The 24,963-nt window shown below is 73.0% G+C and carries 23 protein-coding genes and 1 riboswitch; of the genes, 14 read left to right on the top strand and 9 right to left on the bottom strand.

The window, feature by feature from the left end; translation table 11 throughout:
• Positions 1-76: 76 nt before the first annotated feature.
• Positions 77-634 carry a dihydrofolate reductase family protein gene (locus tag FKD65_RS23655; protein ID WP_141579559.1) on the bottom strand — a complete coding sequence of 186 codons (558 nt, stop codon included), beginning with the start codon at positions 632-634 and terminating at the stop codon, positions 77-79.
• Positions 635-898: 264 nt separating this feature from the next.
• Here FKD65_RS23655 and FKD65_RS23650 point away from each other — a divergent pair, with 264 nt between their 5' ends.
• Entirely contained in the window at positions 899-1,702 is an 804-nt protein-coding gene (locus FKD65_RS23650) for a transporter substrate-binding domain-containing protein (protein WP_141579558.1), read from the top strand.
• A gap of 23 nt (positions 1,703-1,725) precedes the next feature.
• Here the strand turns inward: FKD65_RS23650 and FKD65_RS23645 are convergent, their stop codons facing one another.
• Together FKD65_RS23645 and FKD65_RS23640 are read right to left on the bottom strand one after the other, a co-directional pair.
• Entirely contained in the window at positions 1,726-2,415 is a 690-nt protein-coding gene (locus tag FKD65_RS23645) for a hypothetical protein (protein WP_141579557.1), read from the bottom strand.
• A complete protein-coding gene (locus FKD65_RS23640) occupies positions 2,412-3,029 on the bottom strand; it encodes an RNA polymerase sigma factor (RefSeq protein WP_240809570.1) in 618 nt (205 codons plus the stop codon). Before FKD65_RS23640 ends, FKD65_RS23645 begins: the two co-directional genes overlap by 4 nt.
• 184 nt (positions 3,030-3,213) lie before the next feature.
• Between FKD65_RS23640 and FKD65_RS44365 the strand changes: the two genes are divergently transcribed.
• The 3 genes from FKD65_RS44365 to FKD65_RS23625 all read left to right on the top strand — a co-directional run bounded on the left by FKD65_RS44365 (position 3,214) and on the right by FKD65_RS23625 (position 6,651).
• On the top strand, positions 3,214-3,687 hold the full coding sequence (locus FKD65_RS44365) for a hypothetical protein (RefSeq protein ID WP_168221160.1): 474 nt from the start codon (positions 3,214-3,216) through the stop codon (positions 3,685-3,687).
• Positions 3,688-3,689: 2 nt separating this feature from the next.
• Positions 3,690-5,867, top strand: coding sequence for a bifunctional polysaccharide deacetylase/glycosyltransferase family 2 protein (locus tag FKD65_RS23630; protein ID WP_141579555.1), 2,178 nt, complete (start codon positions 3,690-3,692; stop codon positions 5,865-5,867).
• A gap of 175 nt (positions 5,868-6,042) precedes the next feature.
• The gene (locus FKD65_RS23625) at positions 6,043-6,651 is read left to right on the top strand and encodes a TenA family protein (RefSeq protein ID WP_141579554.1); all 609 of its coding nucleotides are present in this window, start codon (positions 6,043-6,045) and stop codon (positions 6,649-6,651) included.
• Between the two features lie 4 nt (positions 6,652-6,655).
• Here the strand turns inward: FKD65_RS23625 and FKD65_RS23620 are convergent, their stop codons facing one another.
• Positions 6,656-7,735, bottom strand: coding sequence for an alkene reductase (locus FKD65_RS23620; RefSeq protein WP_240809569.1), 1,080 nt, complete (start codon positions 7,733-7,735; stop codon positions 6,656-6,658).
• A 108-nt stretch (positions 7,736-7,843) separates the two neighbouring features.
• Between FKD65_RS23620 and FKD65_RS46300 the strand changes: the two genes are divergently transcribed.
• On the top strand, positions 7,844-8,275 hold the full coding sequence (locus tag FKD65_RS46300; protein ID WP_141579552.1) for a MarR family winged helix-turn-helix transcriptional regulator: 432 nt from the start codon (positions 7,844-7,846) through the stop codon (positions 8,273-8,275).
• Between the two features lie 216 nt (positions 8,276-8,491).
• Here FKD65_RS46300 and FKD65_RS23610 read toward each other — a convergent pair whose 3' ends face one another.
• The 3 genes from FKD65_RS23610 to FKD65_RS23600 form a co-directional block, all read right to left on the bottom strand.
• The gene (locus tag FKD65_RS23610) at positions 8,492-10,723 is read right to left on the bottom strand and encodes a cation-translocating P-type ATPase (protein ID WP_141579551.1); all 2,232 of its coding nucleotides are present in this window, start codon (positions 10,721-10,723) and stop codon (positions 8,492-8,494) included.
• 32 nt (positions 10,724-10,755) lie between these two features.
• A complete protein-coding gene (locus FKD65_RS23605; protein WP_240809568.1) occupies positions 10,756-11,721 on the bottom strand; it encodes a hypothetical protein in 966 nt (321 codons plus the stop codon).
• A 61-nt stretch (positions 11,722-11,782) separates the two neighbouring features.
• Positions 11,783-11,989 carry a heavy-metal-associated domain-containing protein gene (locus tag FKD65_RS23600; protein ID WP_141579550.1) on the bottom strand — a complete coding sequence of 69 codons (207 nt, stop codon included), beginning with the start codon at positions 11,987-11,989 and terminating at the stop codon, positions 11,783-11,785.
• Positions 11,990-12,187: 198 nt separating this feature from the next.
• On the opposite strand from FKD65_RS23600, the gene FKD65_RS23595 reads away from it, so the two are divergent.
• Both FKD65_RS23595 and FKD65_RS23585 read left to right on the top strand, forming a co-directional pair.
• A complete protein-coding gene (locus FKD65_RS23595; protein ID WP_141579549.1) occupies positions 12,188-13,051 on the top strand; it encodes an Fpg/Nei family DNA glycosylase in 864 nt (287 codons plus the stop codon).
• A gap of 797 nt (positions 13,052-13,848) precedes the next feature.
• A complete protein-coding gene (locus FKD65_RS23585) occupies positions 13,849-14,007 on the top strand; it encodes a hypothetical protein (RefSeq protein WP_168221159.1) in 159 nt (52 codons plus the stop codon).
• 116 nt (positions 14,008-14,123) lie between these two features.
• On the opposite strand, the gene FKD65_RS23580 is transcribed toward FKD65_RS23585, so the two are convergent.
• A complete protein-coding gene (locus FKD65_RS23580; protein WP_141579546.1) occupies positions 14,124-14,585 on the bottom strand; it encodes an SSI family serine proteinase inhibitor in 462 nt (153 codons plus the stop codon).
• A 46-nt stretch (positions 14,586-14,631) separates the two neighbouring features.
• Here FKD65_RS23580 and FKD65_RS23575 point away from each other — a divergent pair, with 46 nt between their 5' ends.
• The 4 genes from FKD65_RS23575 to FKD65_RS23560 all read left to right on the top strand — a co-directional run bounded on the left by FKD65_RS23575 (position 14,632) and on the right by FKD65_RS23560 (position 19,493).
• Positions 14,632-14,967 (top strand): rhodanese-like domain-containing protein, encoded by a 336-nt coding sequence (locus FKD65_RS23575; protein WP_141579545.1) that lies wholly within the window; start codon positions 14,632-14,634, stop codon positions 14,965-14,967.
• 75 nt (positions 14,968-15,042) lie between these two features.
• Positions 15,043-15,159, top strand: a riboswitch (TPP riboswitch).
• Positions 15,152-16,501, top strand: coding sequence for a cytosine permease (locus FKD65_RS23570; RefSeq protein WP_141579544.1), 1,350 nt, complete (start codon positions 15,152-15,154; stop codon positions 16,499-16,501). It overlaps the preceding riboswitch by 8 nt.
• 64 nt (positions 16,502-16,565) lie before the next feature.
• The gene (locus FKD65_RS23565) at positions 16,566-18,578 is read left to right on the top strand and encodes a PAS domain-containing protein (protein WP_240809567.1); all 2,013 of its coding nucleotides are present in this window, start codon (positions 16,566-16,568) and stop codon (positions 18,576-18,578) included.
• A gap of 369 nt (positions 18,579-18,947) precedes the next feature.
• Positions 18,948-19,493 (top strand): ATP-binding protein, encoded by a 546-nt coding sequence (locus FKD65_RS23560; protein ID WP_141579543.1) that lies wholly within the window; start codon positions 18,948-18,950, stop codon positions 19,491-19,493.
• A 175-nt stretch (positions 19,494-19,668) separates the two neighbouring features.
• Here FKD65_RS23560 and FKD65_RS23555 read toward each other — a convergent pair whose 3' ends face one another.
• Complete coding sequence (locus FKD65_RS23555; RefSeq protein WP_240809566.1) at positions 19,669-20,877, bottom strand: arginine deiminase; 1,209 nt, start codon at positions 20,875-20,877, stop codon at positions 19,669-19,671.
• Between the two features lie 42 nt (positions 20,878-20,919).
• Between FKD65_RS23555 and FKD65_RS23550 the strand changes: the two genes are divergently transcribed.
• The 3 genes from FKD65_RS23550 (at position 20,920) to FKD65_RS23540 (ending at position 24,796) form a co-directional block, all read left to right on the top strand.
• Complete coding sequence (locus FKD65_RS23550; RefSeq protein WP_141579541.1) at positions 20,920-22,221, top strand: MFS transporter; 1,302 nt, start codon at positions 20,920-20,922, stop codon at positions 22,219-22,221.
• Positions 22,222-22,578: 357 nt separating this feature from the next.
• Positions 22,579-23,760, top strand: a complete 1,182-nt coding sequence (tuf, locus tag FKD65_RS23545; RefSeq protein ID WP_141579540.1) for an elongation factor Tu — start codon at positions 22,579-22,581, stop codon at positions 23,758-23,760.
• A 160-nt stretch (positions 23,761-23,920) separates the two neighbouring features.
• On the top strand, positions 23,921-24,796 hold the full coding sequence (locus tag FKD65_RS23540) for an endonuclease/exonuclease/phosphatase family protein (RefSeq protein ID WP_141579539.1): 876 nt from the start codon (positions 23,921-23,923) through the stop codon (positions 24,794-24,796).
• Positions 24,797-24,963 lie beyond the last annotated feature (167 nt).

The raw sequence follows: 24,963 nt of genomic DNA, 5'->3' as shown, positions 1-24,963 counted from the left end.
CGAGCCGGTCGCCGCGGCCCGGACGGCCTCCGGCGGAGCGGGCGGGGCTGCGCCCGCTCCCTCGGCGCGCCGCCCGTCAGGCGCTCTGCGGCCGGTAGTGCAGGACGGTGATGCCGCAGTCGAATGGGCGCGCCTCCACCAGGTCGAGGCGCTGGTAGGAGCCCTCCGGGAACACCGGCATGCCGGTGCCGATCGCGGTCGGGTTGACGAACAGGTAGATGTCGTCGAGCAGGCCACGGCGGATCAGGTCGCGGACGAGCGTGCCGCCCCCGTAGGCGATCATGTCCCCGCCGGGACGGGACTTCAGCCCGTTCACGATCTCGGTGAGGTCGCCGCCCGCGATCTCGGCGTTCTTCCACGGCGACTCGGTGAGGCTGTTGGAGATCACGACCTTGGGCGTGTTGTTCATCTGGTCGATGGCCTCCTGGGTCTCGTGCTCGGGCCCGGCCTCCCAGGCGGGGATGAAGCCCTCGGCGAGCTTGCGGCCCAGCACGATGGTGTCCACCTGCATCAGGCCGTCGATGTACTGGGAGATGTCATCGGTCCAGGGGAACTTCATCCAGTCCATCTCGCCGTTCGGGCCGGCCATGTAGCCGTCGACGCTGACCTGGACCTGAAGCTTGAACTTCCGCATCGTCTTCTCCTCGGTTACGCGACTCATCGCGGTTGTTTCCGGTGCTCATAGCTTGGCGGACACCGTTTACGGAATCTTTACGGCGCTCCGCAGGGCCCGCGGCCACCGGCTCGCGCCCGCCGCCGAGGCCCGGCCCGCCGAGGCGCCGCCCGGGCCGGGCGGCGGACGGGACCGGATACGGCCACCGGGTGGAGAGACGCCCGGCCGCCTGCGAGCTTGAAGGCGGAGTGCCCTGACCTGCGGGGCCGTTCGAGGGGGCGGACGATGCGGCGACCGATCGCGGCGGCACTGGCCGGGTGCCTCCTGCTCGGCGGCTGCGCCGGCCGCGACGCGGGGTCCATCCTCGGCGAGGAGACGCTGACGGCGGGCGTCCGGCCGGACCTGCCGGGCATCGGGTTCCGGCGCCCGGACGGCACGTTCGAGGGCCTGGACGTCGACGTCTCCCGCTACCTCGCCGCACGGTTGGGAAAGAAGGTCCGCTTCGTCCCGGCGCTGGCGCGGGACCGGGAACGGCTGCTGCGCGACGGGGACGTCGACATGGTCCCGACGTTCTGGATCGAACCCGAGTGGACGCAGCGGCTCGCGTTCGCGGGCCCGTACCTCCTGTCGTACCAGGACATCCTCGTCCGGGACGGCGAGCACGGCGTGCGCGGCGTCCGCGACCTGAAGGGGCGCAGGATCTGCGCCGTCGCGGGATCGGGCGCGGCCGAGGCGGTGACGGTCGAGCGGGAGGTGCCGGCCGTGCCGGTGGCGGCCCGGTCCTACGACGAGTGCATGGGCATGCTCGCGGACGGCCGGATCGACGCGATCACCACCAACGACACCATCCTGGCGGGGCTGAAGTCGCGGCGCGGCGCCGGCTTCCGGTTGCTGAACGCCCGCTTCGGCGAGCGGCGGACGGGCATCGCGATCCGCCGGGGCGACCCGGACGGCTGCGAGGCGCTCAACACGGCCGTCACTCGGATGTACCAGGACGGGACGATGGCGGCCTTCATGCGCAGGTGGTTCGGATCGTCCGGCCTGGACCTGTCGGACCTGGAGGTGCCGCAGTTCGAGGGCTGCCTGTGACGCTCAGGGGCGCGGCAGGGAGGTCAACGCGAGGACTCGCCGCCGCCCACGAGGGGCGTGGCGGTCGCGGAGCCGCTGCTCGGGGCGGCGCCGTCCGACGACTCGCCGTCGGCGGCGCCGTTGCCCTTGGAGGCGCCCTTGCCCTTCTTGGCCGGGCTGGTCGGGGGAGTCGTGCCGTTGCCGTTGTTGCTCCCCGGGCCCCGCGGAGGTGTCGGCTTCGCCTTCGGGGTCTCGGTCTTCTTCTGCTGCCCCGGCGCGGTCTTCTTGCCGTGCTCGCCGGACTTGCCCTGCCCGCGGGACGGCGTGGACGAGGGCGCCGGACCGGGCGTCCGCGACGTGCGGGGGTCGGGGCCGCCGCCCTCGTCGCGGACCTTGTGCTCCTGGCGCGTCGGCGACGGCGCGGGCGCCGGCTCCTGGCCGGGGAAGTTCCCGGTCGCGTAGGCGACGCCGCCCGACAGCAGGACCGAGCCGCCCACCACCGCGATGACCTTGGCGGTGAGGAACCGGCGCAGGCCGGCCGCCCGGGAGCGGGGGGCGGGGCGGGGAGCCGCCAGGAAGGCGGCGACGGCGGCGTCCTCCCCCGCGAGCTCCCCGGGGCGGCCGGGGGCGGTGGCCGCCGCGAGCAGCTCGCGCAGCTCGGCGTGCCCGCCGGCGCCGTCGAGCAGCCGCTCGGCGGCGCGCGGATCCAGCCGTCCCGGCTCCTGGTCTCTCATGTCACCCCTTCAGCGCCGCCGCCGCCGCTCGTGTCACCCCGGACGAGGGGACGGGTGCCCGCGGCGTCCGCGCGGGGCGCCGGGAGCCGCTCGGCGAGGCGCCGCAGGCCGCGGTAGGCGGCGGTCCGCACGGCGCCCGCCCGCTTGCCGAGCACCTTGCCCGCCGACTTGGCGTCCAGGCCGACGACGACGCGCAGCAGCACCGCCTCGGCCTGGTCGCGGGGCAGGTCGGCGATCAGCCGCAGCGCCTGCTCGGTGGCGATGCCGTCGAGGGCGTCCAGCTCGGTGTCGGCGGCCGCGGCCATCGAGACCAGCTCCTCGACCGGCAGGTCGGAGGCGGGGCGGCGGGACTTGCGGCGCAGGTGGTCCAGCGCCCGGTGCCGGGTGATCGTCGCGGTCCAGCCGCGGAAGCCGTCGAGGTCGCCGCGGAACGTCGGGAGGTCGCGGGCGATCTGCAGCCAGGCCTCCGACGTCACGTCCTCCGCGTCCGCTCCGACGATGGCCCCGGCGAAACGGATCAGGCGCGGCTGGACGTCGCGGTAGAGCATGCGGAAGGACTCCTCGTCGCCGTTCTGCGCCGCGCGCAGTGCCCGGCCGAGCTCGTCCTCGTCCACCGCGCCATTGTGCAGGCATTTGCCCCGTGGTGTGACACGGACGCGAGGGTTCGCGCTGACGCAGTGAACCCCCCGCGGCCGCCCGGCCGGTCCCCCGCGCACGAGACGGACGAACATGATCGGCAATGCCCCTCACGACCGGGACGAGCTCCTTGTCACCGGCATAGCGCCTGTCTCCCCGCCCTTGACCAGGCCGCTCCCCGAACCCGCCCCGGACGCGGTACCGGGCGACGCTTCGCCGGTCTTCGTCGACGCGACCGGTGGGCGCGCCCGGCTCGGGCGCCGGCTGGGCCTGCTCATGGGGGCGGTGCTCCTGGTCTTCCTGGGCGCGCTCGGCCTCGGCATGACCACGGGGGCCGACGTCCCGCTGACGCCGTGGAGCGAGGCGTCCGCCAAGCCGCAGGTGAAGCTGGGCCGTCCGAGCCTCCCCGCCGGAAAGGCGAACGAGCCGGGCGCCAACGCGCACCCCCGGTCGGGCGCGCCGTCCGGAACGCCCCGGGCGTCGGCGGCGCCCAGGGCGACCGCCGCGCCCGCGGTGCCCGGTGCCGCGCCGGCCACCCCCGCCCCCGCGCCGGCGGCGACGGGAACGGCGACGAACCGTCCGGGCAAATCGCAGGCGACACCTCCCGCTTGGGGCCGCAAGAAGAAGAACGGCTGAGCATGCGACGGGGTGAACCGCGGGCCCACTGGATCCTGCTGTCGCTCGGCGGCCTGGTGCTGGCCGTGCTCCTCCTCCTGGACGGCTTCGCGAGCGGGGCCGTCGGCGAGGCGCCGCGGGCCAAGGGGGACGCCGCGCCGGCGCCGTCCCGAGCGACCGAGGGCGGGCCCGTGGTCAACCTCTCGGGCGGCGCGCCGCGGAGCCGCCGCATGCCGGCGAAGACGATCGCGCTGACGTTCGACGACGGCCCCGACCCCGAGTGGACGCCGCGGCTGCTGGACGTCCTGCGCCGCCGCGGCGCCCGCGCCACGTTCTTCACCGTCGGCGCGCGCGTGGCGAGCGAGCCGGAGCTGACCCGCCGCGTCCTCCGCGAGGGCCACGAGATCGGCTCGCACACCTACACCCACGCCGACCTCGCCGCCGTGCCGCGCTGGCGCGGGCGCCTGGAGATGGACCTCACGCAACGCGCGCTGGCGGGCGCGGCGGGCGTCCACACCAGGCTGATGCGGATGCCGTACTCCTCCCGTCCGGACGGCCTCACCGCCCCGGAGTGGCGCGCGGCCGAGCGGGCGGGCGAGGACGGCTACGTCGTCGTCCTCACCGACCGCGACACCGAGGACTGGGCCCGCCCCGGCACGGCGGCGATCGTCCGGCGGGCGCTGGCGGCGGGCGCGCGCGGCGAGGGCGCCGTCGTGATGCTGCACGACTCGGGCGGCGACCGGTCCGAGACCGTCGCGGCCGTCGAGCAGATCATCGACAGGCTCCAGCCGCAGGGCTACCGCTTCACCACGCTCACGCGGGCGCTGGGGATGCCTCCCGCCGAGGTCGCGGTGCCCCTGCGCGAGCGCGCCGTCGGCTGGACGCTGGTCACGGCCCAGCGGGCGGCGTCCGCGCTCACCGGCACCATGGGCGCGGTGTTCGGGGTCGCGGGCGTCCTCTGCGTGCTCAGGCTCCTCATGCTGCTGGTGTTCGCGCACGTCCACATGCGCCGGGTCCGCAGGCCCGAGCACCGGCCGCGCCGCGCCCGCGGTCGGCGGGGGCCGCCACCGGGCGGTCTGCCGCCGGACCCGTTCCCGCCGGTCTCCGTGGTCGTCCCCGCCTACAACGAGGAGGCCGGCATCGCGGCGACGGTCGCCTCGCTGCTCGACACCGACTACCCCGGAACCGTCGAGGTCATCGTGGTGGACGACGGGTCCGCCGACGCCACGGCCGCGATCGTCGAGTCGATGCGGCTGCCCGGCCTGCACCTCGTCCGCAAGCCCAACGGCGGGAAGCCGAGCGCGCTCAACGCGGGCATCGCCGCGGCGGGGGCCGACGTCCTCGTGCTCGTGGACGGCGACACCGTCTTCCAGCGCGACACCCTCCGGCACCTGCTCGCCCCCTTCGCGGACCCGGAGGTGGGCGCGGTGAGCGGCAACACCAAGGTCGCCAACCGGGGCGGCCTCCTCGGCCGCTGGCAGCACATCGAGTACGTCATCGGCTTCAACCTCGACCGGCGGATGTTCGACCTCCTGCGCTGCATGCCGACCATCCCGGGCGCGATCGGGGCGTTCCGGCGGTCCGTCCTCGCCGAGGTGGGCGGCGTCCCGGGCGACACCCTCGCCGAGGACACCGACCTCACCATAGCGATCTGCCGCACGGGGCGGCGCGTCGTCTACGAGGAGAAGGCCCTCGCCTGGACCGAGGCGCCGTCGTCGCTGCGGCAGCTGTGGAGGCAGCGGTACCGCTGGTGCTACGGGACGATGCAGGCGATGTGGAAGCACCGCCGCTCCGTCGTCGAGGGCGGCGGCTCGGGGCGGTTCGGCCGCCGCTGCCTGCCCTACCTGACGGTGTTCCAGGTGCTGCTTCCCCTGTTCGCGCCGGTCATCGACCTGTTCGCGCTGTTCGGGCTGTTCTTCCTCGACCCCGTCGTGCCGCTCATCTCCTGGACGCTCTTCGTCGCCGCGCAGGCCGCCGCCGGGGCCTACGCCCTGTGGCTGGACGGCGAGTCCGTCCGTCCCCTGTGGGCGCTGCCGCTCCAGCAGTTCGTGTACCGGCAGCTCATGTACCTGGTCGTTCTCCAGTCCGTGGTGACCGCGCTGCTGGGGTCCCGCCTGGGATGGCACACCATCCGCCGGACGGGGACCTTCGCGGATTTCGGGACCCGGGAACAATCGCCGGGGCCCATCGGTTACAGATGACAGCCGGTGTGCCTGGTGTCCCCGGGCCTCACCTATCGCCTTCACGGAATACCGTCCGGCTGGAGCCGTGTTGTGCCTTTCGCCGAGAGGCGACCCGCACACCGGTGCTAGACCAAGGCCCCGCCGGGTCGCTCGACCCGGCGGGGCCTGGTCGTGTCTGCGGCAGACTGGCGCCATGAGTCTCGCCGCGCACTTGGAAGAACTGGGCCGTCCGCTGGTGGACGAGCAACTCCAGCACCCGACCGTGAAGGGCATCGCCCAAGGCGACCTCGACGAGGCCGTGTTCCGCTCCTGGCTGGAACAGGACTACCTCTTCCTGCACGACTACGTGCGCGTCTTCTCCCGTCTGGCGTGGCAGGCTCCTGACGCCCACCTGGGAGACCTCGTCGACCTGGCCCACGCCACCTTCCACGACGAGCTCGACCTGCACCGCTCCCTGTCCGCGAGCTTCTCCGCCGACCTCGACGGCGCCGAGAAGGGGCCCGCCTGCGCCGCCTACACGTCCTTCCTGCTGGACAGCGCCGCCGTGTACGCCGACGGGCTCGCGGCCCTCTACCCGTGCATGTGGGGCTACTCCACCCTCGGACGGATCCTCGCCGAGGACCCGCCGTCCGAGCCCCGCTACCGCCGCTGGGTCGACACCTACGCCGACCCGGGCTTCGCCGACCTCGCCGCCCGCATCGCCCAGATGATCGACGAGGCGGCCCCCGACCCGGCCGCCGCGGAACGCCTCTTCATGGAGGGCATGCGGCACGAACTGGCCTTCTGGTCCGTGGAGACCTGAGCCGTCACACGCGGGCGAGCGAGGGGTAGTCGATGTAGCCCTCGGCATGGCCGCCGTAGACGAGTTCCTCGACGTGGGCGGCCAGCGGGGCGGACGTCGCGAAGCGTGCGGGGAGATCGGGGTTGGAGATGAACAGGCGCCCGTAGGAGAAGACGTCGGCCAGGCCGGCCGCGACGACCTCCTCCCCGGCGCGCCGGGACGTCGGCTCCGGCCCGTTGAAGTTCCCGATGAGCGTGCCCGACCAGCGGGGCCGCAGATCGGCGAGCGCCCCGTACGCGCCCCGCTCGATGACGTGCAGGTAGGCCAGGCCGAGCGGGTCGAGCGCGTCGACGAGGGCGCGGTAGGTGCCCTGGGGGTCCTGCTCGGCGATCTCGTTCTCCGGGTTGTCGGGGGAGATCCGCAGCCCGACGCGCTCAGGGCCGACCGCGTCCGCCACCGCCTGGACGACGTCCAGGGCGAAGCGGAGCCGGCCCTCGCGGGAGCCGCCGAACCGGTCGGTGCGCAGGTTGGTGTTCTCGGCCAGGAACTGCTGGATGAGGTAGCCGTTCGCGCCGTGCACCTCGACGCCGTCGAATCCGGCGCGGACGGCGTTGCGCGCCTCGGCGGCGAAGGCCGCGACCGTCTCCTCGGCCTCGGCGGTCGTCATGGCGCGCGGCGTGACGTGGGGGACGCCGCCCCCGTTGGTGTGGATGCGCTCCGAGCGGATGCCGACCGCCGAGGGCGCGACGGGCGTGGCGCCGCCCGGCAGGATGAGCGGATGCGTCATCCGGCCCACGTGCCAGAGCTGGGCGAAGATCGTCCCGCCCGCCTCGTGCACGGCGTCGGTCACCTCGCGCCACCCGGCGACCTGCTCGTCAGTCACCAGACCGGGGATGCCGGGACCGCCCTTGCCCAGCACGTGCGGCCAGAGCCCCTCGGTGACGATGAGGCCCGCGCTCGCCCGCTGGGCGTAGTACTCCTTGGTCAGCGGATGCGGGACGCCGGTCGCGTCGTCGGCCCGGCCCCGCGTCATGGGCGCCATCGCGATGCGGTTGCGCAGCCTGAGATGCGGGCCTTCGTAGGAGGCGAGCAGGGGGCTGGTCATCGTCCTCATCCTCTCGGCGGGCCATTTGCATGTATCTGCATGTGTTGCATGTACATGCAGATATTGGCACTGCATGTAAGCTGGAGTCAAGAGGAAGCGGGGTGCGCGATGGGCGCTGACGGGAAGGCCGCGGCGGACGCGGCGCTCTGGGACGGCATCGTCACGCTGCACGGGCGGGTCGAGCACGGGCTCTCCAAGGCCCTGCAGCGCCGCCACGGGATCGGCCTGTCGGAGTACCGCGCGCTCTGCCGGCTCGCCCGCGCCGACGACGGCGAACTGCGCATGCAGGAGCTCGCCGACCTGATCGGCCTCAACCAGAGCTCGGTCAGCCGGCTCGTCGCGCGCCTGGAGTCCGCCGGCCTCACCCGCCGCGACATGTGCCCCAAGGACCGCCGCGGCGTCTATACCGTCATCACCGACGAGGGCCGCGCCGTCCAGGACAAGGCCGCCCCCACCTACGAGGAGACCCTCACCGAGGCCCTGGACGAGACCGCCACCGACCCCAACCTCGCCCCCCTGCTGGCAATTATTCGCGCCTGACCACGCCCGATCCCGCCGGCTCTTCGTGGCGGGGCGACATCAACCGGCACCCCAGCCATCGGCGACCCCAGGTGTCGCGATTGCGTGCGAAGCCGGTTTCGAGCCTGCGAGAAACCGATCGCGCAGCGAGCCCCAAGGCGAGTCGGAGCGATGCAGCAATCGCACGCGGTTCGTGGGGCGCCGGGCCCCCAGGGCCCGGCGCCCCACGAACCGCAATCAGACACTGCGCTTCAGCCGGAGGCTGTTGGTCACCACGAAGACTGAGGAGAAGGCCATGGCGCCTCCGGCGATCATCGGGGTGAGCAGGCCGGACGCCGCCAGGGGGATGGCGGCCACGTTGTAGGCGAAGGCCCAGAACAGGTTGCCCTTGATCGTGGCGAGCGTGCGGCGCGACAGCCGGATGGCGTCGGCCGCGGCGCGCAGGTCGCCGCGCACCAGCGTCAGGTCGGACGCCTCGATCGCGACGTCGGTGCCGGTGCCCATCGCCAGGCCGAGGTCGGCCTGGGCCAGCGCGGCGGCGTCGTTGACCCCGTCGCCGACCATGGCGACCGTCCGCCCCTCGGACTGGAGGCGCTTGACGACGTCCACCTTGTCCTGCGGCAGGACGTCGGCGATGACCTCCTCGATCCCGACCTTCTGCGCGACCGTGCGGGCCACCGTCTCGTTGTCGCCGGTCAGCAGGACCGGGCGCAGCCCCAGCCCGCGCAGCCGCTCGATCGCCTCCCGCGAGGTCGGCTTGACCTGGTCGGCGACGGTGATGACCGCGCGGGCCTCGCCGTCCCAGCCGACCGCGACGGCGGTGCGGCCGAGCGACTGCGCCTTCTCCATGGCGCGTTCGAGGTCGGGGGTGAGGTGCTGCGACCACTCCGCGAGCAGCCGCGGGCGGCCCGCGAGGACGCCGTGCCCGTCCACCATCCCCTGGACGCCGAGGCCCTCGACGTTGGCGAAGTCCTCGACCGCGCCGAGGTCGCCGACCCGCTCGACCGCGCCCTTGGCGATGGCCTGGGCGATCGGGTGCTCGGACGCGTTCTCCAGCGCGCCCGCCAGCCGCAGCACGTCCTCCTCGGAGACGCCGTCGGCGGTGAGGACGTCGACCAGGGCCATCCTGCCGGTGGTGACGGTGCCCGTCTTGTCCAGGACGACGGTGTCGATCGCGCGGGTGGACTCCAGCACCTCCGGGCCCTTGATCAGGATGCCGAGCTGCGCGCCGCGCCCCGTCCCGACCATCAGCGCGGTCGGGGTGGCGAGGCCGAGGGCGCACGGGCAGGCGATGATCAGCACGGCGACGGCGGCGGTGAAGGCGCCGGCGAGCGGCTCGCCGGTGCCGATCCAGAAGCCGAGCGTGCCGAGCGCGAGCGCGATCACGACCGGGACGAAGACGCCCGAGATCCGGTCGGCGAGCCGCTGCACCTGCGCCTTGCCCGTCTGCGCGTCCTCCACCAGCCGCGCCATCTGCGCGAGCTGGGTGTCGGAGCCGACCCGGGTGGCGCGCACCAGCAGCCGCCCGCCCGCGTTCACGGTCGCGCCGACCACGGCGTCCCCGGGCCCGACCTCGACCGGGACCGACTCGCCGGTCAGCATGGACGCGTCCACGGCGGACGAGCCCTCCTCGACCGTCCCGTCCGTGGCGATCTTCTCGCCGGGGCGGACGACGAACAGGTCCCCCGCCGCGAGCCGGTCGACCGGGATGCGCTCCTCGCGCCCGTCCCGGACGACCGAGACCTCCTTGGCGCCGAGTTCCAGCAGGGCCCGCAGGGCGGCGCCGGCCCGGCGCTTGGAGCGCTTCTCGAAGTACCGTCCGGCGAGGATGAACATGATGACGCCGGACGCGGCCTCGAGGTAGATGTTCATCGACCCGTCCGAGCGGGTCATGGAGAACTCGAACCCGTGCTTGACGCCCAGCTCGCCGGCGGTGCCGAAGAACAGCGCCCACAGCGACCAGGCGAACGCGGCCAGCGTGCCGAGCGAGATCAGCGTGTCCATGGTGGCGGCGCCGTGCCGCAGGTTGGCCGCCGCGGCCTTGTGGAACGGCCAGCCCGCGTAGACGACGACGGGAGCGGCGAGCGTCAGCGACAGCCACTGCCACGCCTCGAACTGGATCGCCGGGATCATCGCCATCGCGATCACCGGGACCGACAGCACCACCGCGGCGACCAGCCGCTGCCGCAGCGAGCGCAGCTCGTCGTCCGGCTCCGGGGCCGCGTCGTCCGGGGCCTTGGGCGGGGCGGGGAGGGCCGCGGAGTAACCCGCCTTCTCCACGGTGGCGACCAGCTCCTCCGGGGAGACCCCCTCCCCGAACTCGACCCTGGCCTTCTCGGTGGCGTAGTTGACCGTCGCGGTCACGCCCTCCATCTTGTTGAGCTTCCGCTCGATGCGGTTGGCGCACGACGCGCACGTCATCCCGCCGATCGCCAGCTCGATACGCCCGGACACCGCGTCCGTGCTCATCGCGTCCTCCTCTGCTTCGATCGTGCGGAACGTCAGTGGGTGTGGGGCTCGTCGCCGTGGCCCTGCTCGGGCTCCTGCTCCTGGACGGGGACGTGCCCCGCGTGCACCGTGAACTCGGCCGTGCGGACCTTGCCGTCGTGCTTGAAGTCCAGGTAGAGGCGGTACGCGCCGGAGCTGGGCGCCTCGGCGAAGAACGTTATGCCGGGGCCGGGCTTGGTCTCGCCGTCGCCGGGCTCCCCGTCCGGATGGACGTGGAGGTAGGCGAGGTCGCCCTGCCGCAGCGCGACGAGGTGGCCGTACGCCTCCAGGTACGGCTCCAGGTCGTTGACCGGCTCGCCGTCCTTGCTCACCGTGAGGGTCAGTTCGGTGGACTTGCCGGGAGTGAGCCCGCCGGTGAGGCGCACCTCGTAGCCGTCCACCTTCGCGACCTGCTCGGGCTCGGGCAGCGGCGCCGGCTTCAGGTCGCCGGGGGCGAAGACGTCGGCGCCGAGCGTGAGCTGCCGCTTCGCGCCGTCCGGCTGGATGTCGGTGAAGAACCGGTACGCGCCGGGCTTGGCCAGCGTGATCGGGACGGTCCAGACGCCGCCGCCGAGCTGGGTCGGGTGCAGGTGCTGGAAGCCGGACAGGTCGCGCCGCGCCACGATCAGGTGCAGGAGCTTGCCGTGCAGCGGCTTGAACCCGGTGACGGGCTTGCCGTCCGGCCCGTTGATGGTGAACCGGAACTCCGTCTTCTTGCCAGGGCTCAGGACCGTCCGCTGCGGGGCGAGCGTGAAGCCGTCCTCCGACACCTGGAGGCCGCCCGGCGTGTGGGACGCCGCGCTCTCGTGCCCTCCGGCGCCGTGCTCGCCGCCCGCACCGCCGTGGCCCCCGCCGCCGTCGTGGGAGGCCATTTCCGCCGTCCCGCCGACGGGACCGACGATCTTGCCGACGCCCGCGGCGCCGCCGAAGACGACCGCCAGTCCCACGGCGTAGGCGCCCAGCCTGGTCGCGCTGTTCATGCCGTCTCACTCCGCTCGATGTCCGAGGGGCGCACCCCGCCGGGGGCGAGGTGCGGTCCGCTCATGAGGTCAGCTGGTACCCGGCCTCCTCGACGGCGTCCTTGACCCGGGCGTCGTCGAGGGGCGTCTCGCTGGTCACGGTGACCCTGCCGGTCTGGAGGTCGACGTCCACGCCGGTCACGCCGGCGATCTGCTCGACCTCCTCGGTCACCGAGCTCACGCAGTGGCCGCAGGTCATCCCGCTGACGGTGTAGGTGGCGGTGCTCATCGTCGTCTCCCTCGGTCCTTTACCCCTGGGGGGTATTCTGTCGCCCATATGCTGCCATAACCGGATACCCGTGACAACCCCAGGGGGGTATGGGTAATTCCGAGATCCGGGTCACATCGCTCCCAGGGTTTTCCACAGGTGTCCACAGGGCTGTGGACGAACGTTCTGGCACCCCGGCTCTTCGCGGATACTGAAGCCATGCCCGAACTACCTGAGGTGGAGGCGCTGGCGGGGTTCCTGCGGGAGCGCGCGGTCGGCCATGCCGTCGCCCGCGTCGATGTTCTCGCCATCTCCGCGCTGAAGACCTACGACCCGCCGGTGACCGCGCTCGGCGGCCTGACCGTCACCGGCGCGGCCCGGCACGGCAAGTTCCTCGACCTGGACGTCGACGGCCTGCACCTCGTCGTCCACCTGGCCCGCGCCGGCTGGCTGCGCTGGCGCGACGAGATCCCGACCAGGCCCGTCCGGCCCGGCGGCAAGAACCCGCTCGCCCTGCGCGTGCACCTCGACGACGGCTCGGGCTTCGACCTCACCGAGGCCGGCACCAAGAAGGGCCTCGCCGTCTACGTCGTCCGCGACCCGGAGGACGTGCCCGGCGTGGCCTCGCTCGGCCCCGACCCGCTGGACGAGTCGTTCACCCCGGCGGCCCTCGGCGAGATCGTCCACGGCAAGCGCACGCAGATCAAGGGGCTGCTGCGCGACCAGAAGGTGATCGCGGGCATCGGCAACGCCTACTCCGACGAGGTGCTGCACGTCGCGAGGATGTCCCCCTTCAAGATCGCCTCCTCGCTGACCGAGGAGGACGTGGCCGTCCTGCACGACGCGATCGTCACCACCCTGCGGGACGCGGTGGAGCGCTCGCGCGGCCTGGAGGCGCAGGACCTCAAGGGCGAGAAGAAGACCGGCCTGCGGGTGCACGGGCGCGCCGGCGAGAAGTGCCCGGTGTGCGGGGACACGGTCCGCGAGGTGTCGTTCGCCGACTCGGCGCTCCAGTACTGCCCCACCTGCCAGACGGGCGGCAAACCGCTCGCCGACCGCAGGATGTCCCGCCTCCTCAAGTAGTGCCGGGGGACGGGCGGATCCGGCTGTGGGGCCGGGCGTCCGCGGCGTATCGTGTCGCGCGTCGTCCGCGGTGATCACCTTCTCAGGAGCCGCCATGGGATACCCCCCGCCCCCACCCGCCCCGCCAGGCGGCCCTGGCCACGGCGGTGCGCCGCCCTACGGAGCGCCCCCGCCCGCTCCGCCGTACGCGCCCCCGGCACCGCCTCCCGCCTACGGATATCCGCCGAGGGCGCCCGGCTACCCGCCGCCGCAGCAGGGCGGCTACCCGGCCCCCCAGCAGGGCGGCTACCCCGGGCCGCAGTACCCGCAGCACCACCAACCGCAGCACCACCACCAGCGGCCGCCGCAGCAGCCCGCCGACCTGTACGGATCACCGATCCTCGTCTACGACCAGCCGGCGCAGTTCTTCTCGACCGAGGCGAACTACACGATCTGGAGCCCGCAGGGGCAGCCCGCGGCGTACGTCCGGGAGCAGGGGGTGGGCGGCGCGAAGAAGGCCCTGCGCGTCATGAGCCAGGGCAGCCAGACCAAGGCCGAGCGGAAACTGTCGATCCTGCGCCCGGACGGCATGCCGTACTTCCACTTCTACAAGCCGTACGGGTTCGTGGGCACGCCCATGATGCAGGTGCTGGCCCCGAACGGCGGGCTGGTCGGCCACCTGCGCAAGCGGGCGATGCGCGGCTGGGAGATCCCTCGACCCGCACGAGCGGCAGATCGGCTACTACGAGCTTCTCAGCGGCCGGATCACCGACTGGCAGCAGCAGGAGCTCGCCCGGATCCAGCGCGGCTTCGCAGGGATGGGCGAGTTCCTGTCCCAGGTGTTCACCGGGGCCGACCGGTACGTCCTGCGCATGCACGTCCAGTTGCAGGAGCCGATGCGCACGCTCGTGCTGGCCTGCCCGCTCGCGTTCGACACCGCCGTCTCCCAGAACCGCAGCATCGGCGGCCTGCTCTGACCCTGCGCTCCGGTGCGCGCGGGCGCGGGCCGGGACGCGTCAGGCCCCGGCGGGTGCCGGGGCCTGACTCACGGGTCGCGAACGGAGCCGGAACGGGGATGGCTCGTCCGCCGGGGTCAGCGGACCTTCGGGACGTTCCCGAAGACCGGGCCGATCTGGCTCCAGCGGTGCAGCTGGCAGCCGTCATCGCGGGTGAACGTGGTGTCGACCTGCTCTCCCTCCCAGGTGCCCTTGACCGTGGCGATCTCCGGACCGCCGTAGATCTTGGTGCACATCTGATCCTTGGGGACGGGTTTGAAGGGTTCCTTGACCTTCGTGAGGGCCGCGCACGCGCCGGCCGCCTGTGGATGGTCGCCGCCTGGCGGGTCGCAGGTCAGCCGCCAGGTCTTGGCGGGCGCCTCCTTGGAGGCCTTGACCTGCACGGTGAGGTTGTCCGCCGGTGAGCCGGACGGCTGCACGGACGTCGTGCCCGAAGGCGCTCCGGCGGGGTTTCCGTTTGCCTGTTCGTCGCCGCAGGCGGCCGTGGACAGCAGCAAGGCCAGCCCGGGCGCTGCGAAAAGGAGCGTCCGATACCGCATGCGTGATTCGACGCAGGGGGGCTTCGCGCGGTTCCATGGGGGTGTGATGAATTTCGGGGAAGACGTGCCGGCCGTGGTCGCCGCGGAGGTCCCGCAGGACGGCTACCTGCTGGACGTCCGCGAACAGGACGAGTGGGACGCGGGCCACGCGCCCGGCGCGGTCCACATCCCCATGCGCCAACTCGGCGACCGCGCCGGCGAGGTCCCGCGTGACCGGGAGGTTTTCGTCATCTGCCGGTCGGGGGCCCGTTCCGCCCAGGTGACGGTCGCGCTGAACCAGGCGGGCTGGCTGGCGAGGAACGTCGGCGACGGCATGAACGGGTGGGCCGCGGCCGGCCGCCCGATGGAGGGGACCGGGGACGGCCCGCCCTACGTCGCGTGATCCGGACCACCATCGTCTGATCTGACCCGGGGTGCCCCTTTTAGGGGGTGACGGGCGGTTGTACGATCGGGCCTGACCGATAACCGCGGGAGCTCGGGCCACAGCCGGGCTGAGAGGGCGGCCTCCAAGGCGTCGCCGACCGCATGAACCTGTCCGGGTAATGCCGGCGTAGGGAGCGTGTCCCGTGACGTCCGATGTCGAAAAGCGCCCGCAGGGCGAGCGCGCCCGCGACGAGGCCCCGTTCACCCTCGACGAACCCGCCCCCAAGGTCCTCGGATTCTGGGACCAGAGCGCCTTCTGGGGGAACCTCGGCGTCAGCCTCCTGGCCTTCTCCGGCGCCTACACCGTCCTCGCGCCGGACGCCGACGGGCGGCCCACCATCTCGATCATGGCGGGCATCGTCGCGATGGCGGTCGGAACGGCCCTCGGCGGGCTGATGCTCGGCCTCGCCGCGGTGCCGGGCGCGCGCACCGGCCAGCCCGCGATGGTGCTGCTGCGCGGCCTGTTCGGCGCGCGGCTGTCGTACGCGCCGACCGTCCTCAACATCGCCCAGCTCGTCGGCTGGGGGACGTTCGAGCTGATCGTCATCGCCGACGCGGCCCGCGAGCTGTGGGACGGCGTCCCGCGCTGGGGCTACGTGGTCGCCGCGGGAGCGATCACGACCGTGCTGACGGTGTGGCCGCTCGGCTCGGTGCGGCTGCTGCGCCGCTACGTGACCGTCGCGGTGGCGATCGCGCTCGTCTACTTCTACGTCCGGCTCGTCCGGGAGCCGCTTCCCGACCTGAACCAGGGCTCGTGGGGCGGGTTCTGGATCGGCGCGGACGCCGCGCTGGCCGTGTCGATCTCGTGGGTCCCGGTCGCCGCCGACTACACCCGGCACGCGCGCACCGAGCGCGGGGCGTTCGGCGCCGCGGCCGTCGGCTACTCCGTCACGCAGATCGTCGCCTACGTCCTCGGCCTGCTCGCGCTGGCCCTGGTCGCGGGCGACTCGGGCAGGATCTTCGACCCGTTCCTGGGCGCCTCGCTGGGGGTGGTCTTCTTCGCGGTGTTCGTGCTGCGGGAGGCCGACCAGTCGTTCGCCGACACCTACTCCACGGCGGTGTCGATCCAGAACCTGTTCCCCCGGGCCGACCGCCGGGTGCTGAGCGTCGCGCTCGGCATCGGCATCACCGTGCTCGCGCTGGTCCTGGACATCGGCGACTACGCGGGCTTCCTGTCGCTGATCGGGTCGGTGTTCGTGCCGATGCTCGGCGTCCTCGCCGCCGACTTCTTCCTCGGCCGCGGCCGCGGGCGCGCCGGCTGGGACGTCTCGCGGACCGCGCCGTCCCGCTGGGGCATGATCGCCGCCTGGGCGGCCGGGTTCGTCGTGTACCAGCTCGTGAACCCCGGCACGGTCGCCCGCTGGACGGAGTTCTGGTCCGGCGTCCGCGACGCGCTGCACTTCACGCCGCAGACCTGGATGAGCGCCTCGCTGCTGTCCTTCCTGGTGGCGGGGGTCGCGGCCCTGCTCATCGGCAGGCTTACCAAACGGTAAGGTTTGGGTCGGCAGCAAGTTCCGACGCAAGTTGCCCGGCGGTATGCCGGAGTGCGGTGGCACGATGACAGACGTGTATGAGCACGTGCACGATCCGATCGCGCGGGCCGTCATCGAGAGCGCCGCGGACGCGATCGTGGCCGTGGACCAGCGGCACCGGGTGACCGTGTGGAACCCGGCGGCCGAGCGCATGTTCGGGTGGAGCGCCGCCGAGGTGATCGGGCGCGTCCCGCCCATCGTCCCCGACGAGCTGAAGGCCGAGCACAACGCCGTCCAGGAGCGGCTCCTCACCCGGCGCGGCGGCGAGGGCGAGGCCGACGGCGGGCAGATCTCGATCGCGACCCGCCGGTTCCACCGGGGCGGCCGGCTCATCGACGTGCGCATCGACACGAGCCTGCTGAAGGACCCGAACGGCACGCTGCTCGGCTGGGTCGGCGTCTACCATCCCGTCGAGGACGACGAGCTCCTCCAGCACCGCATGACCGAGCGGGCCCGGCTCGTCCGGCGGCTGAACGACATCGTCGCCGACCTCGGCGCCGAGCTCGACCTCGCCGTGGTCCTCGACCGGATCACCGCCGCGCTCATCGAGCTGACCGGCGCCGACGCCTGCGGGTTCGTCAAGATCGAGGGCGAGCGGCTGCGGCTGGTCAGCATGTCCGGGCTGCCGGAGCGGATGCGCGGCAGGTCCGCCGAGCTGCGGCCGAGCCTGGTCGGGGAGCTGCTGCGCTCGGGCAAGACCGTCAAGCTCGCGACGGGAGAGCGTCGCCTCGGCGACCTGATCTGGTCGGAGCTGCCCGGCCTGCACACCATCGCGCTCGGCCTGTCGTACCTGCAGAACCGGCCGTACGGCGCCCTGTACGCGCTGTTCTCCGGACGCAAGGTCGGGCACACCGAGCTGGAGCTGCTGGAGCTGCTCGCCGGGCATGCCGGGGTCGCGGTCGGCAACGCCGTCGCCTACGCCGAGGTCGTCCGCCAGCGGGCGCACGAGCGCGCCGTCATCGACTCCAGCGCCGACGGCATCGCGGTGCTGGACCGCGACCTCGTCGTCCGGCACTGGAACCACGCCGCGCACACCCTCACCGGCATCCCGCCGGAGGACGCCCTCGGCCGCCCGCTGCCGTTCGACATGCCCGCGCTCGGCGAGATGCTCACGTTCCGCCTCGGGTCGGGGACGTGGCTGAACGTCCTGGCCGCCGAGATCGAGGAGACCGGTGAGCTGGTCGTCGACTTCCGTGACGTCTCGGAGGCCAAGGCGCTGGAGGAGGCCAAGGACCTGTTCCTCGCCACGACCAGCCACGAGCTGCGCACCCCGATCACGGTCGTGCAGGGGTTCGCCTCCACGCTGGTCAACCGGTGGGACGAGCTGACCGACACCGACCGCCGCGCCGCCGTCGCCACCATCGCCGAGCGAGCCCAGTCGCTCGGCCGGCTCGTCGAGCACCTGCTGCTCGGCTCGCGCGCCGGGGCCGACGAGCTGGCCGTGGCGATCGAGTCGTTCGACCTCTCCCGCGTCCTGGAGGGCGTGGTCGCCGGGTTCCGCTCGCTGTCGCCGCTGCACCGGGTGGAGCTGGAGATCGACCCGGAGCTGCCGCCGTGCCGCGGGGACGCGATGGCCACCGACATCGTCCTCGGGCAGCTGCTGGAGAACGCGTTCAAGTACTCCCCGGACGGCGGGACCGTGCGCGTGGGAGCCCGCCGTGAGGGCACGGACATCGTCGTCACGGTCTCCGACGAGGGCATCGGCATCCCGCTCGGCGACCATGAGCGGATCTTCGAGCGGTTCGTCCAGGGGGACGCCGGGGACCGGCGCCGTTTCGGCGGCATCGGGCTCGGGCTGTACATCGTCAAACGGCTGACGGAGGCGCAGGGCGGCACGATCTCCGCGCACCCGGCCGGGCGTGAGACATCTCACATTGAGTCCCCTCAAAAGCCCCTCAACGGGACGATGACCACCGAACCGATCAACGCGGAACGAACCACTCGACTACTCTCCGTGACGGCCGGACGTGGACCCGCAGGTGGCGCGCGGGCGGGCGAGGGGACGTGCATGCGCCTCGTGCTGCGGTCCGCCGGCTGATCCGGCGGCGGCTTACCGCGCGGACAGTCCGTCCCGGACGGCCCGGTGAGTCGGGCGTGACCAGGGGTTTCGGTGGTCCCACCGGCTGGCAGGCTGGATTTGTGCGAGGAAGTGCGGCGCCCCCGGGGTGTGATGGACGAAACGCGTGCGCGAGGAGTAAATCCGCCGTTGGCTGGATAGGTCCTTGGTTGGTTGCCGTTGGTGACGAGATTCCGATCCGGGGGTGATCACCGTGACCGGACGGCCGATGACTCGTTGTGCAGGTGGTGAACTGATCCCTTCGGGTTTCCGGTCATGGCCATCAGGGCATTTCGGTCGTACTGGGAGGACGATGACGGGACTCGTCCGAGCAAGCGGAGCATCGGGGAGGTGAGGGCGTCGAGCGTCGTACTGCTGCCACACGCACCGTCCAGCGTCGCGGTCGCCCGCAGGCGCCTCAGCTCTGAGCTGGCCGACTCGGGCGTCTACGACTCGGTCGTGGACGACGCCAGCGTCATCGTCAGCGAGCTGCTCAGCAACGCCCTGCGGCACGCGCGGCCGCTGCCGTCCGGCCAGGTGAAGGTCTGCTGGCTGTGCCGCGGCGACCTCCTCGAACTGGAGGTCAGCGACGGCGGCGCGATGACCGAGCCGCGCCGCGGGCCCGGCACGCTGTCCTCGCTCGGCGGGCGGGGACTCGGCATCGTCGAGGCCCTCTCCGAGGTCTGGGGGGTGCGCCACGAGGACGGCACCACGACGGTATGGGCCGTCCTGCGGGCCCCGAGGTCGTCCGGCGAGGACCGGATGGCGGCTCCGGCCGGAGTGCACGCCGTGGCCCCGGATTTGTCCGCTTTTCCGGACCTGTTGGACGAGCCGGGCGAGGACCTTTGCGCCGGAACGAGGAGTGAAGTAGCTCCAAGTAGGGCATATCCGGCATAGAGCGACCCTGCCTGGAAGGAACCCCGCCCGACCTTGTATGGTCCTCTGCAACGCCCGGGCGATGTCGTGCCCCCGTCGACATCGCGGGCGTTGATGGTTCTTCCCGGCGTCGCGCGCCTTCTGAGCCCCCGGCGCCGGGAAGAACACTAAAACCGCTTACAGCCGGGGGCCCCGGTCAGATCTCCTCGCGGAGGATCGGGCAGGACATGCAGCGGGGGCCGCCGCGCCCGGTGCCCAGCTCGCTGCCGCTGATCCGGATGACCTCGATCCCGAACGCCTCCAGCTGCGCGTTGGTCTCGATGTTGCGCTCGTAGGCGACGCACAGGCGCGGGGCCACCGCGAGCGTGTTGTTCCCGTCGTCCCACTGCTCCCGCTCGGCGGTCACCGGGTCGAGCCCGGTGTCGATCACCTTGAGGCGGTCCAGGCCCATCGCGTCGGCGGCGGCCTGGAGGAAGGGGCGCGGCTCGGCGACGCGCAGGTGGCCGTCGTCCAGCGTCACCGTGTAGGCGGTCAGCGAGTGCGCCACCGGCGGGTACATCACCACGGTGTCGACGTCGACCATCGTGCAGACGGTGTCGAGGTGCATGGTGGCGCGCTCCTGCGCGATCGGCACGGCCAGCACCGTGTGCGCGAGCCCGGCGCCGATCACCTGGCGGGCCAGTCGCTCGACGCCCGCCGGGGTCGTCCGCTCGCCGGTGCCGACGGCGATCACACCCGGGCACAGGAGCAGGACGTCCCCGCCCTCCAGGTGCTCCAGGGACGGGTCGTAGACCGGATCCACCCCGGCGAACCGCGGATGGTGCGCGTAGATCAGGCCCATGAGGGCCGACTCGCGCCGGCGCGCCTCCATCGCGAGGCTCGTCACCGCGACGCGGCCGCCGATCCACGTGCTGTTGTCGCGGGTGAACAGCAGGCCCGGCAGCGGGTCGACGATGAAGTCCTGCTGGTCCATCAGCCGGTAGACCAGGCCGTGCCCGGCCTTCAGCTCCTCGTGCGCGAGCCCCGCGATCAGCGTGTGCGCGAGGTTCTCGGTCTGGAGGCCGCGCAGGTGGTCCTCGACGACGCGGCGGAGCTGGTCACCGAGGCGCAGGTCGACGATGGCGTCCGCGATCGCCTGGTCGCGGGCGGCCTCGTACTCCAGGGCGTCCTGGAGCAGCTCCGTCACGTAGAGGACCTCGACGCCGCGCGAGCGCAGCGCCTCGGCGAACGCGTCGTGCTCCTCCTGCGCCCGGCCCGCCCACGGGATCGCGTCGAACAGGAGCTTGTCGCTGTTGCGCGGGGTCAGGCGCTTGAGCTCCGCGCCGGGGCGGTGCAGCAGCACCGTCCGCAGCCGTCCGACCTCGCTGGTGACCCGGTGCTCGTGCGCTGTCTTCGCTGCCGTCACCCTCCGCAGTCTAGGCGGCGGGAGATATGCCACCATGCGAGGGTGATCGGCAGGAACGCGGGGCTGCCCCTCCACCTCGCGTCGGCGACGATGTTGCGCGTGTCCGCCGAGGGGCTCGCGACCGCGCTGGTCCTGACCGTCCAGGCGCGGACGGGCCACGCCGCCACCGCCGGCTACCTGCAGACCGCGATGACCCTGCCGTACGTGCTGAGCGGGCCCGTGATCGGGAACGCGCTCGACCGGGTGGGGCGTCCCCGCCGGGGCGCCGTCGCCCTCGCCGCCTGCTACGTCGCCGCGACCGGCCTGCTGCTGGCCGTCGCGGGCCGCTCGCCGCTCGCCCTCGCGCTGGTCGTCGCCGCCGTGATCGGCTGCACCGAGCCCATCGTCGTCGCGCTGACCAGCCTGCTGCCCCGGTTCGTCCCGGCCGGCCGGCTCTCGCGCGCCTACGGCCTGGAGGCCTCCAGCTACAACCTCGCCGGGATCGCCGGGCCCGGTCTCGCCGCCGGCCTGGCCGCCCTTTCGGGCGGCGGGTACGCCGGGACCGCCGTGGTCGCGGTCGGCCTCCTCGGACTCCTGACCCTGCCCTTCCTGCCCTTCCCCGGCCCCTCCGCGACCGTGGACGACGCAGCCCCGGGCCCGGGAGCCGTCGAGGCGACGGCGGACACGGGCGCGGTCGGCGGCCCTTCCATCGTCGAGACGGGCACGGACGACGGCGCCCGGACGGGGCTCCTCCCGGTGATCACGGGTGGGCTGGTGGTGCTGGCCCAGGGCCGGGTGCTGCGGGCCCTGACCGTCGCGACGACGCTCGCGTGGATGGGCTTCGGCGGCGTCGCCGTCACGGCCGTACTGCTCGCCGAGCACATCGGCGCGCCGCCCAGCGCGGGCGGCCGGTTCCTCGTGGCCATGGCGGTCGGCTCGCTGGTCGGCTCCCTGGCGTCCAGCCGGTGGCTGACCCCCAAGCACGCCGAACCGGTCATGCTCGCCGGGCTCGTCGCGTTCGGGGCGTCGCTCGCCGCCCTCGCCGTCGCGCCGTCCATGCCGTGGGCGACGGCGGCGTTCGTCGCCTCGGGGATCGCCGAGGGACCGGTGTTCGCGGCCACGCTCATGCTGCGCCAGCGCGAGTCGCCCCCGGACCGGCTCGGGCAGGTCAACACCACCGGCGGCAGCCTCAAGATCGGCGCCTCCGCGCTCGGCGCCGCGCTGACCGCCGCGTCCGCCGACGCCATCGGCCCGATCGGCCTCGTGCTCGCGATCGCCGGATTCCAGTTCGCGGGCGCGCTCGGCGGCTACCTGCTCCTGCGCGCCCCGGCCCGGAAGGTCCGCGTCGCCGAGGACGGCTCCTGACCCGGGAGGGACCCGCGCACGGCCGGACGGGCAAGAGGGGGTGTCACGTCCGGCTGCTGATCGCGGAGCCGCCGCGGCCGGGCGGATAAATCGGTCGACTTTCCGCCGGGGGCGGACGTAGTGTCCGGAGCATGTTCCTCGCAGCCGGCACCCGGACGCTCGCAGGTCTCGACCTGCTGAGCGCGGTGCCGGCTGCCTTCTCGGCGGCAGCGAACGCAGACGCCTTCGACGGCCTGCGACGCTGACCCCTCTCCGTCCTACCCTTCCGGAGAACCAGCGGAGGGGGGTCGAGCACGAACCGCGCCTACAGAGTGTGCGCGGTGGTTCTCACGGGATCCACCAGTGAGGACGAGACCAATGGCCAAGCAGCTTTACGAGCGCGACAAGCCGCATCTGAACATCGGCACGATGGGGCACGTCGACCACGGCAAGACCACGCTGACCGCGGCGATCACCAAGGTGCTCGCCGACCGCGGGCTGGCGTCCCCGGTGCCGTTCGAGCGCATCGACCGCGCCCCGGAGGAGCGCGACCGAGGCATCACGATCAACGTCGCGCACGTCGAGTACGCGACCGCGACCAGGCACTACGCGCACGTCGACATGCCGGGTCACGCCGACTACGTGAAGAACATGATCTCCGGTGCCGCGCAGGTGGACGGGGCCGTGCTGGTCGTGTCCGCGCAGGACGGCGCCATGCCGCAGACGCGCGAGCACATCGTGCTGGCGCGGCAGGTCGGCGTCGGGCACATCGTGGTGGCGCTGAACAAGGCCGACACGGTCGAGGACACCGAGCTCCTCGACCTGGTCGAGCTGGAGGTCAGGGAGCTGCTCACCGAGTACGGCTTCCCCGGCGAGGAGGTGCCGATCGTGCGCGTGTCCGGGCTGCGGGCGCTGGAGGGCGACCCGTACTGGACGGCGCGGATCGTCGACCTGCTCGACGCGATCGACGCCTACGTGCCCGTGCCGCGCAGGGTGCTCGACAGGCCGTTCCTGATGCCGGTCGAGAGCGTCCTCACGATCACCGGGCGCGGCACCGTCGTGACCGGGGTCGTGGCCCAGGGCGCGATACGGACCGGGGACGCCGTGGAGGTCGTCGGGCTCGGCGCGACGTTCGGCTCCGTCGCGACGGGGCTGGAGACGTTCGGGCGGACGATGGGCCACGCGGAGGCGGGCGACAACACCGCCATGCTGCTGCGCGGCGTCAAGCGGGACCAGGTGCGGCGCGGCCAGGTGGTCAGCGCGCCGGGTGCGATCCGGCCGCACCTGCGGTTCCGGGCGCGGGTCCGGGTGCTGACCGCCGACGAGGGCGGGCGGAGCAGGCCGTTCCTCCACGGCTACCGGCCGCAGTTCCACTTCCGCACCACGGACGTGGTCGGCGGCGTCGACCTCGGTGAGGGCGGCATGGCGCTGCCCGGCGACTCGGTCGAGATGGCCGTCGAGCTGGGCAAGCCGGTCGCGATGACCGAGGGGCTCGGCTTCGCGATCCGCGAGGGCGGCCGGACGGTCGGCGCGGGCACCGTCACGGCGCTGCTCGACTAGCGGGAGAGGGGTCCCGGCACCCGCCGGGGCCCCTTAACCTTGATCGCGTGGATTCCCCCGGCCGAGGGTGACCGAGTGGTCGCGAACGGCTGGCGGATGCGATCTTGATGTGGTGAGATTCCGGCATCACCCCCGCAGATAACCCCCGTCTGGAGAACGTGTGCGATCCCCCCGCGCCCTGATTCCCCTGCTCTCGGTCTGCGCTGCCGCCGCGGTCGTGACCGCGGCCGCCACCGGCGCCAGCATCCAGGGCCTGCGGGGCGGTGGTCCCGCCCACGCCGACGGGGCCGCCGACCGCCCCGCGGCCGTGACGATCAACGCGCTGAGCTGGAACGTGTGCGGCGGTCCCGGATGCCCCTCCGGCTCCGCGCCCGCCAGGCTGGCCAAGGAGATCGTCCAGCGGATGCGCGCGACGGAGGTCGGCGGGCGCACGGTGCGCCCGAACGCCGTCCTCCTCCAGGAGGTCTGCGAGGGGCAGGTCCGCACGTTCAGGACGTCCCTGCCCAAGTGGAGCTGGGCGTTCGCGTCGCCCCCCGGAGCCGAGGCGTGCGCGGACGGGCAGGGGCGCGCCGGCGTCGCCATCGGCACCGACGCGCCGCTCTCCGCGCAGCGGCAGGCGAGGCTGCCCGCCCCCGCCGGGAGCGCCCGCGTCGCCCTGTGCGGCGAGGTCCCGTCCTGGAGCACCCGCGTCTGCGTCACCCAGCTCACCGCCGGCGAGAGCGGCCAGTGGCGCCGCAAGGAGGCCGGCGCCCTGACCTCGCTCGCCGGCACCGACCGGATCCTCGTCGGCGGCGAACTCGCCGACGTCCCGGAGAGCCCCGCGCTCGACCCCCTCTACGCCGCCTACGCCGAGTGCGACCAGACCGGCTCGTCCCGGACCGGGGCGAAGACCCGGCAGGACTGGCGCGGCTCTGCGCTCGACAAGACCGACTACCTTTTCATCGGCAAGTCGGCCGCCGTCTCCTGCAGCGTCCCGTCGACCCCGGTGAAGGCCTCGGACCACCGCCCTCTCTCAGCGGTGGTCCGATACCCGTAATACCCGCGTTCTTCTCCTCCTTCGGGCCTGGCGGCCCTCCATCGTCGAAGAACGCGGGCGATCGCTGGCATCGCTCCGTCTCGCCTTGCGGCTCGCTGCGCGATCAGATTCTTACTTCGCTCGAATCCGCCTTCGGACGCGATCGCGGTGTCTCAGGTCGTCGCGGG

The sequence above is a fragment of the Actinomadura sp. WMMA1423 genome (genome assembly GCF_006547145.1).
In the GTDB taxonomy this organism is placed as follows: Bacteria; Actinomycetota; Actinomycetes; order Streptosporangiales; family Streptosporangiaceae; genus Spirillospora.
The sequence above is the reverse complement of the archived record's forward strand: the minus strand, read 5'-3'. Positions and strand labels throughout refer to the sequence as shown.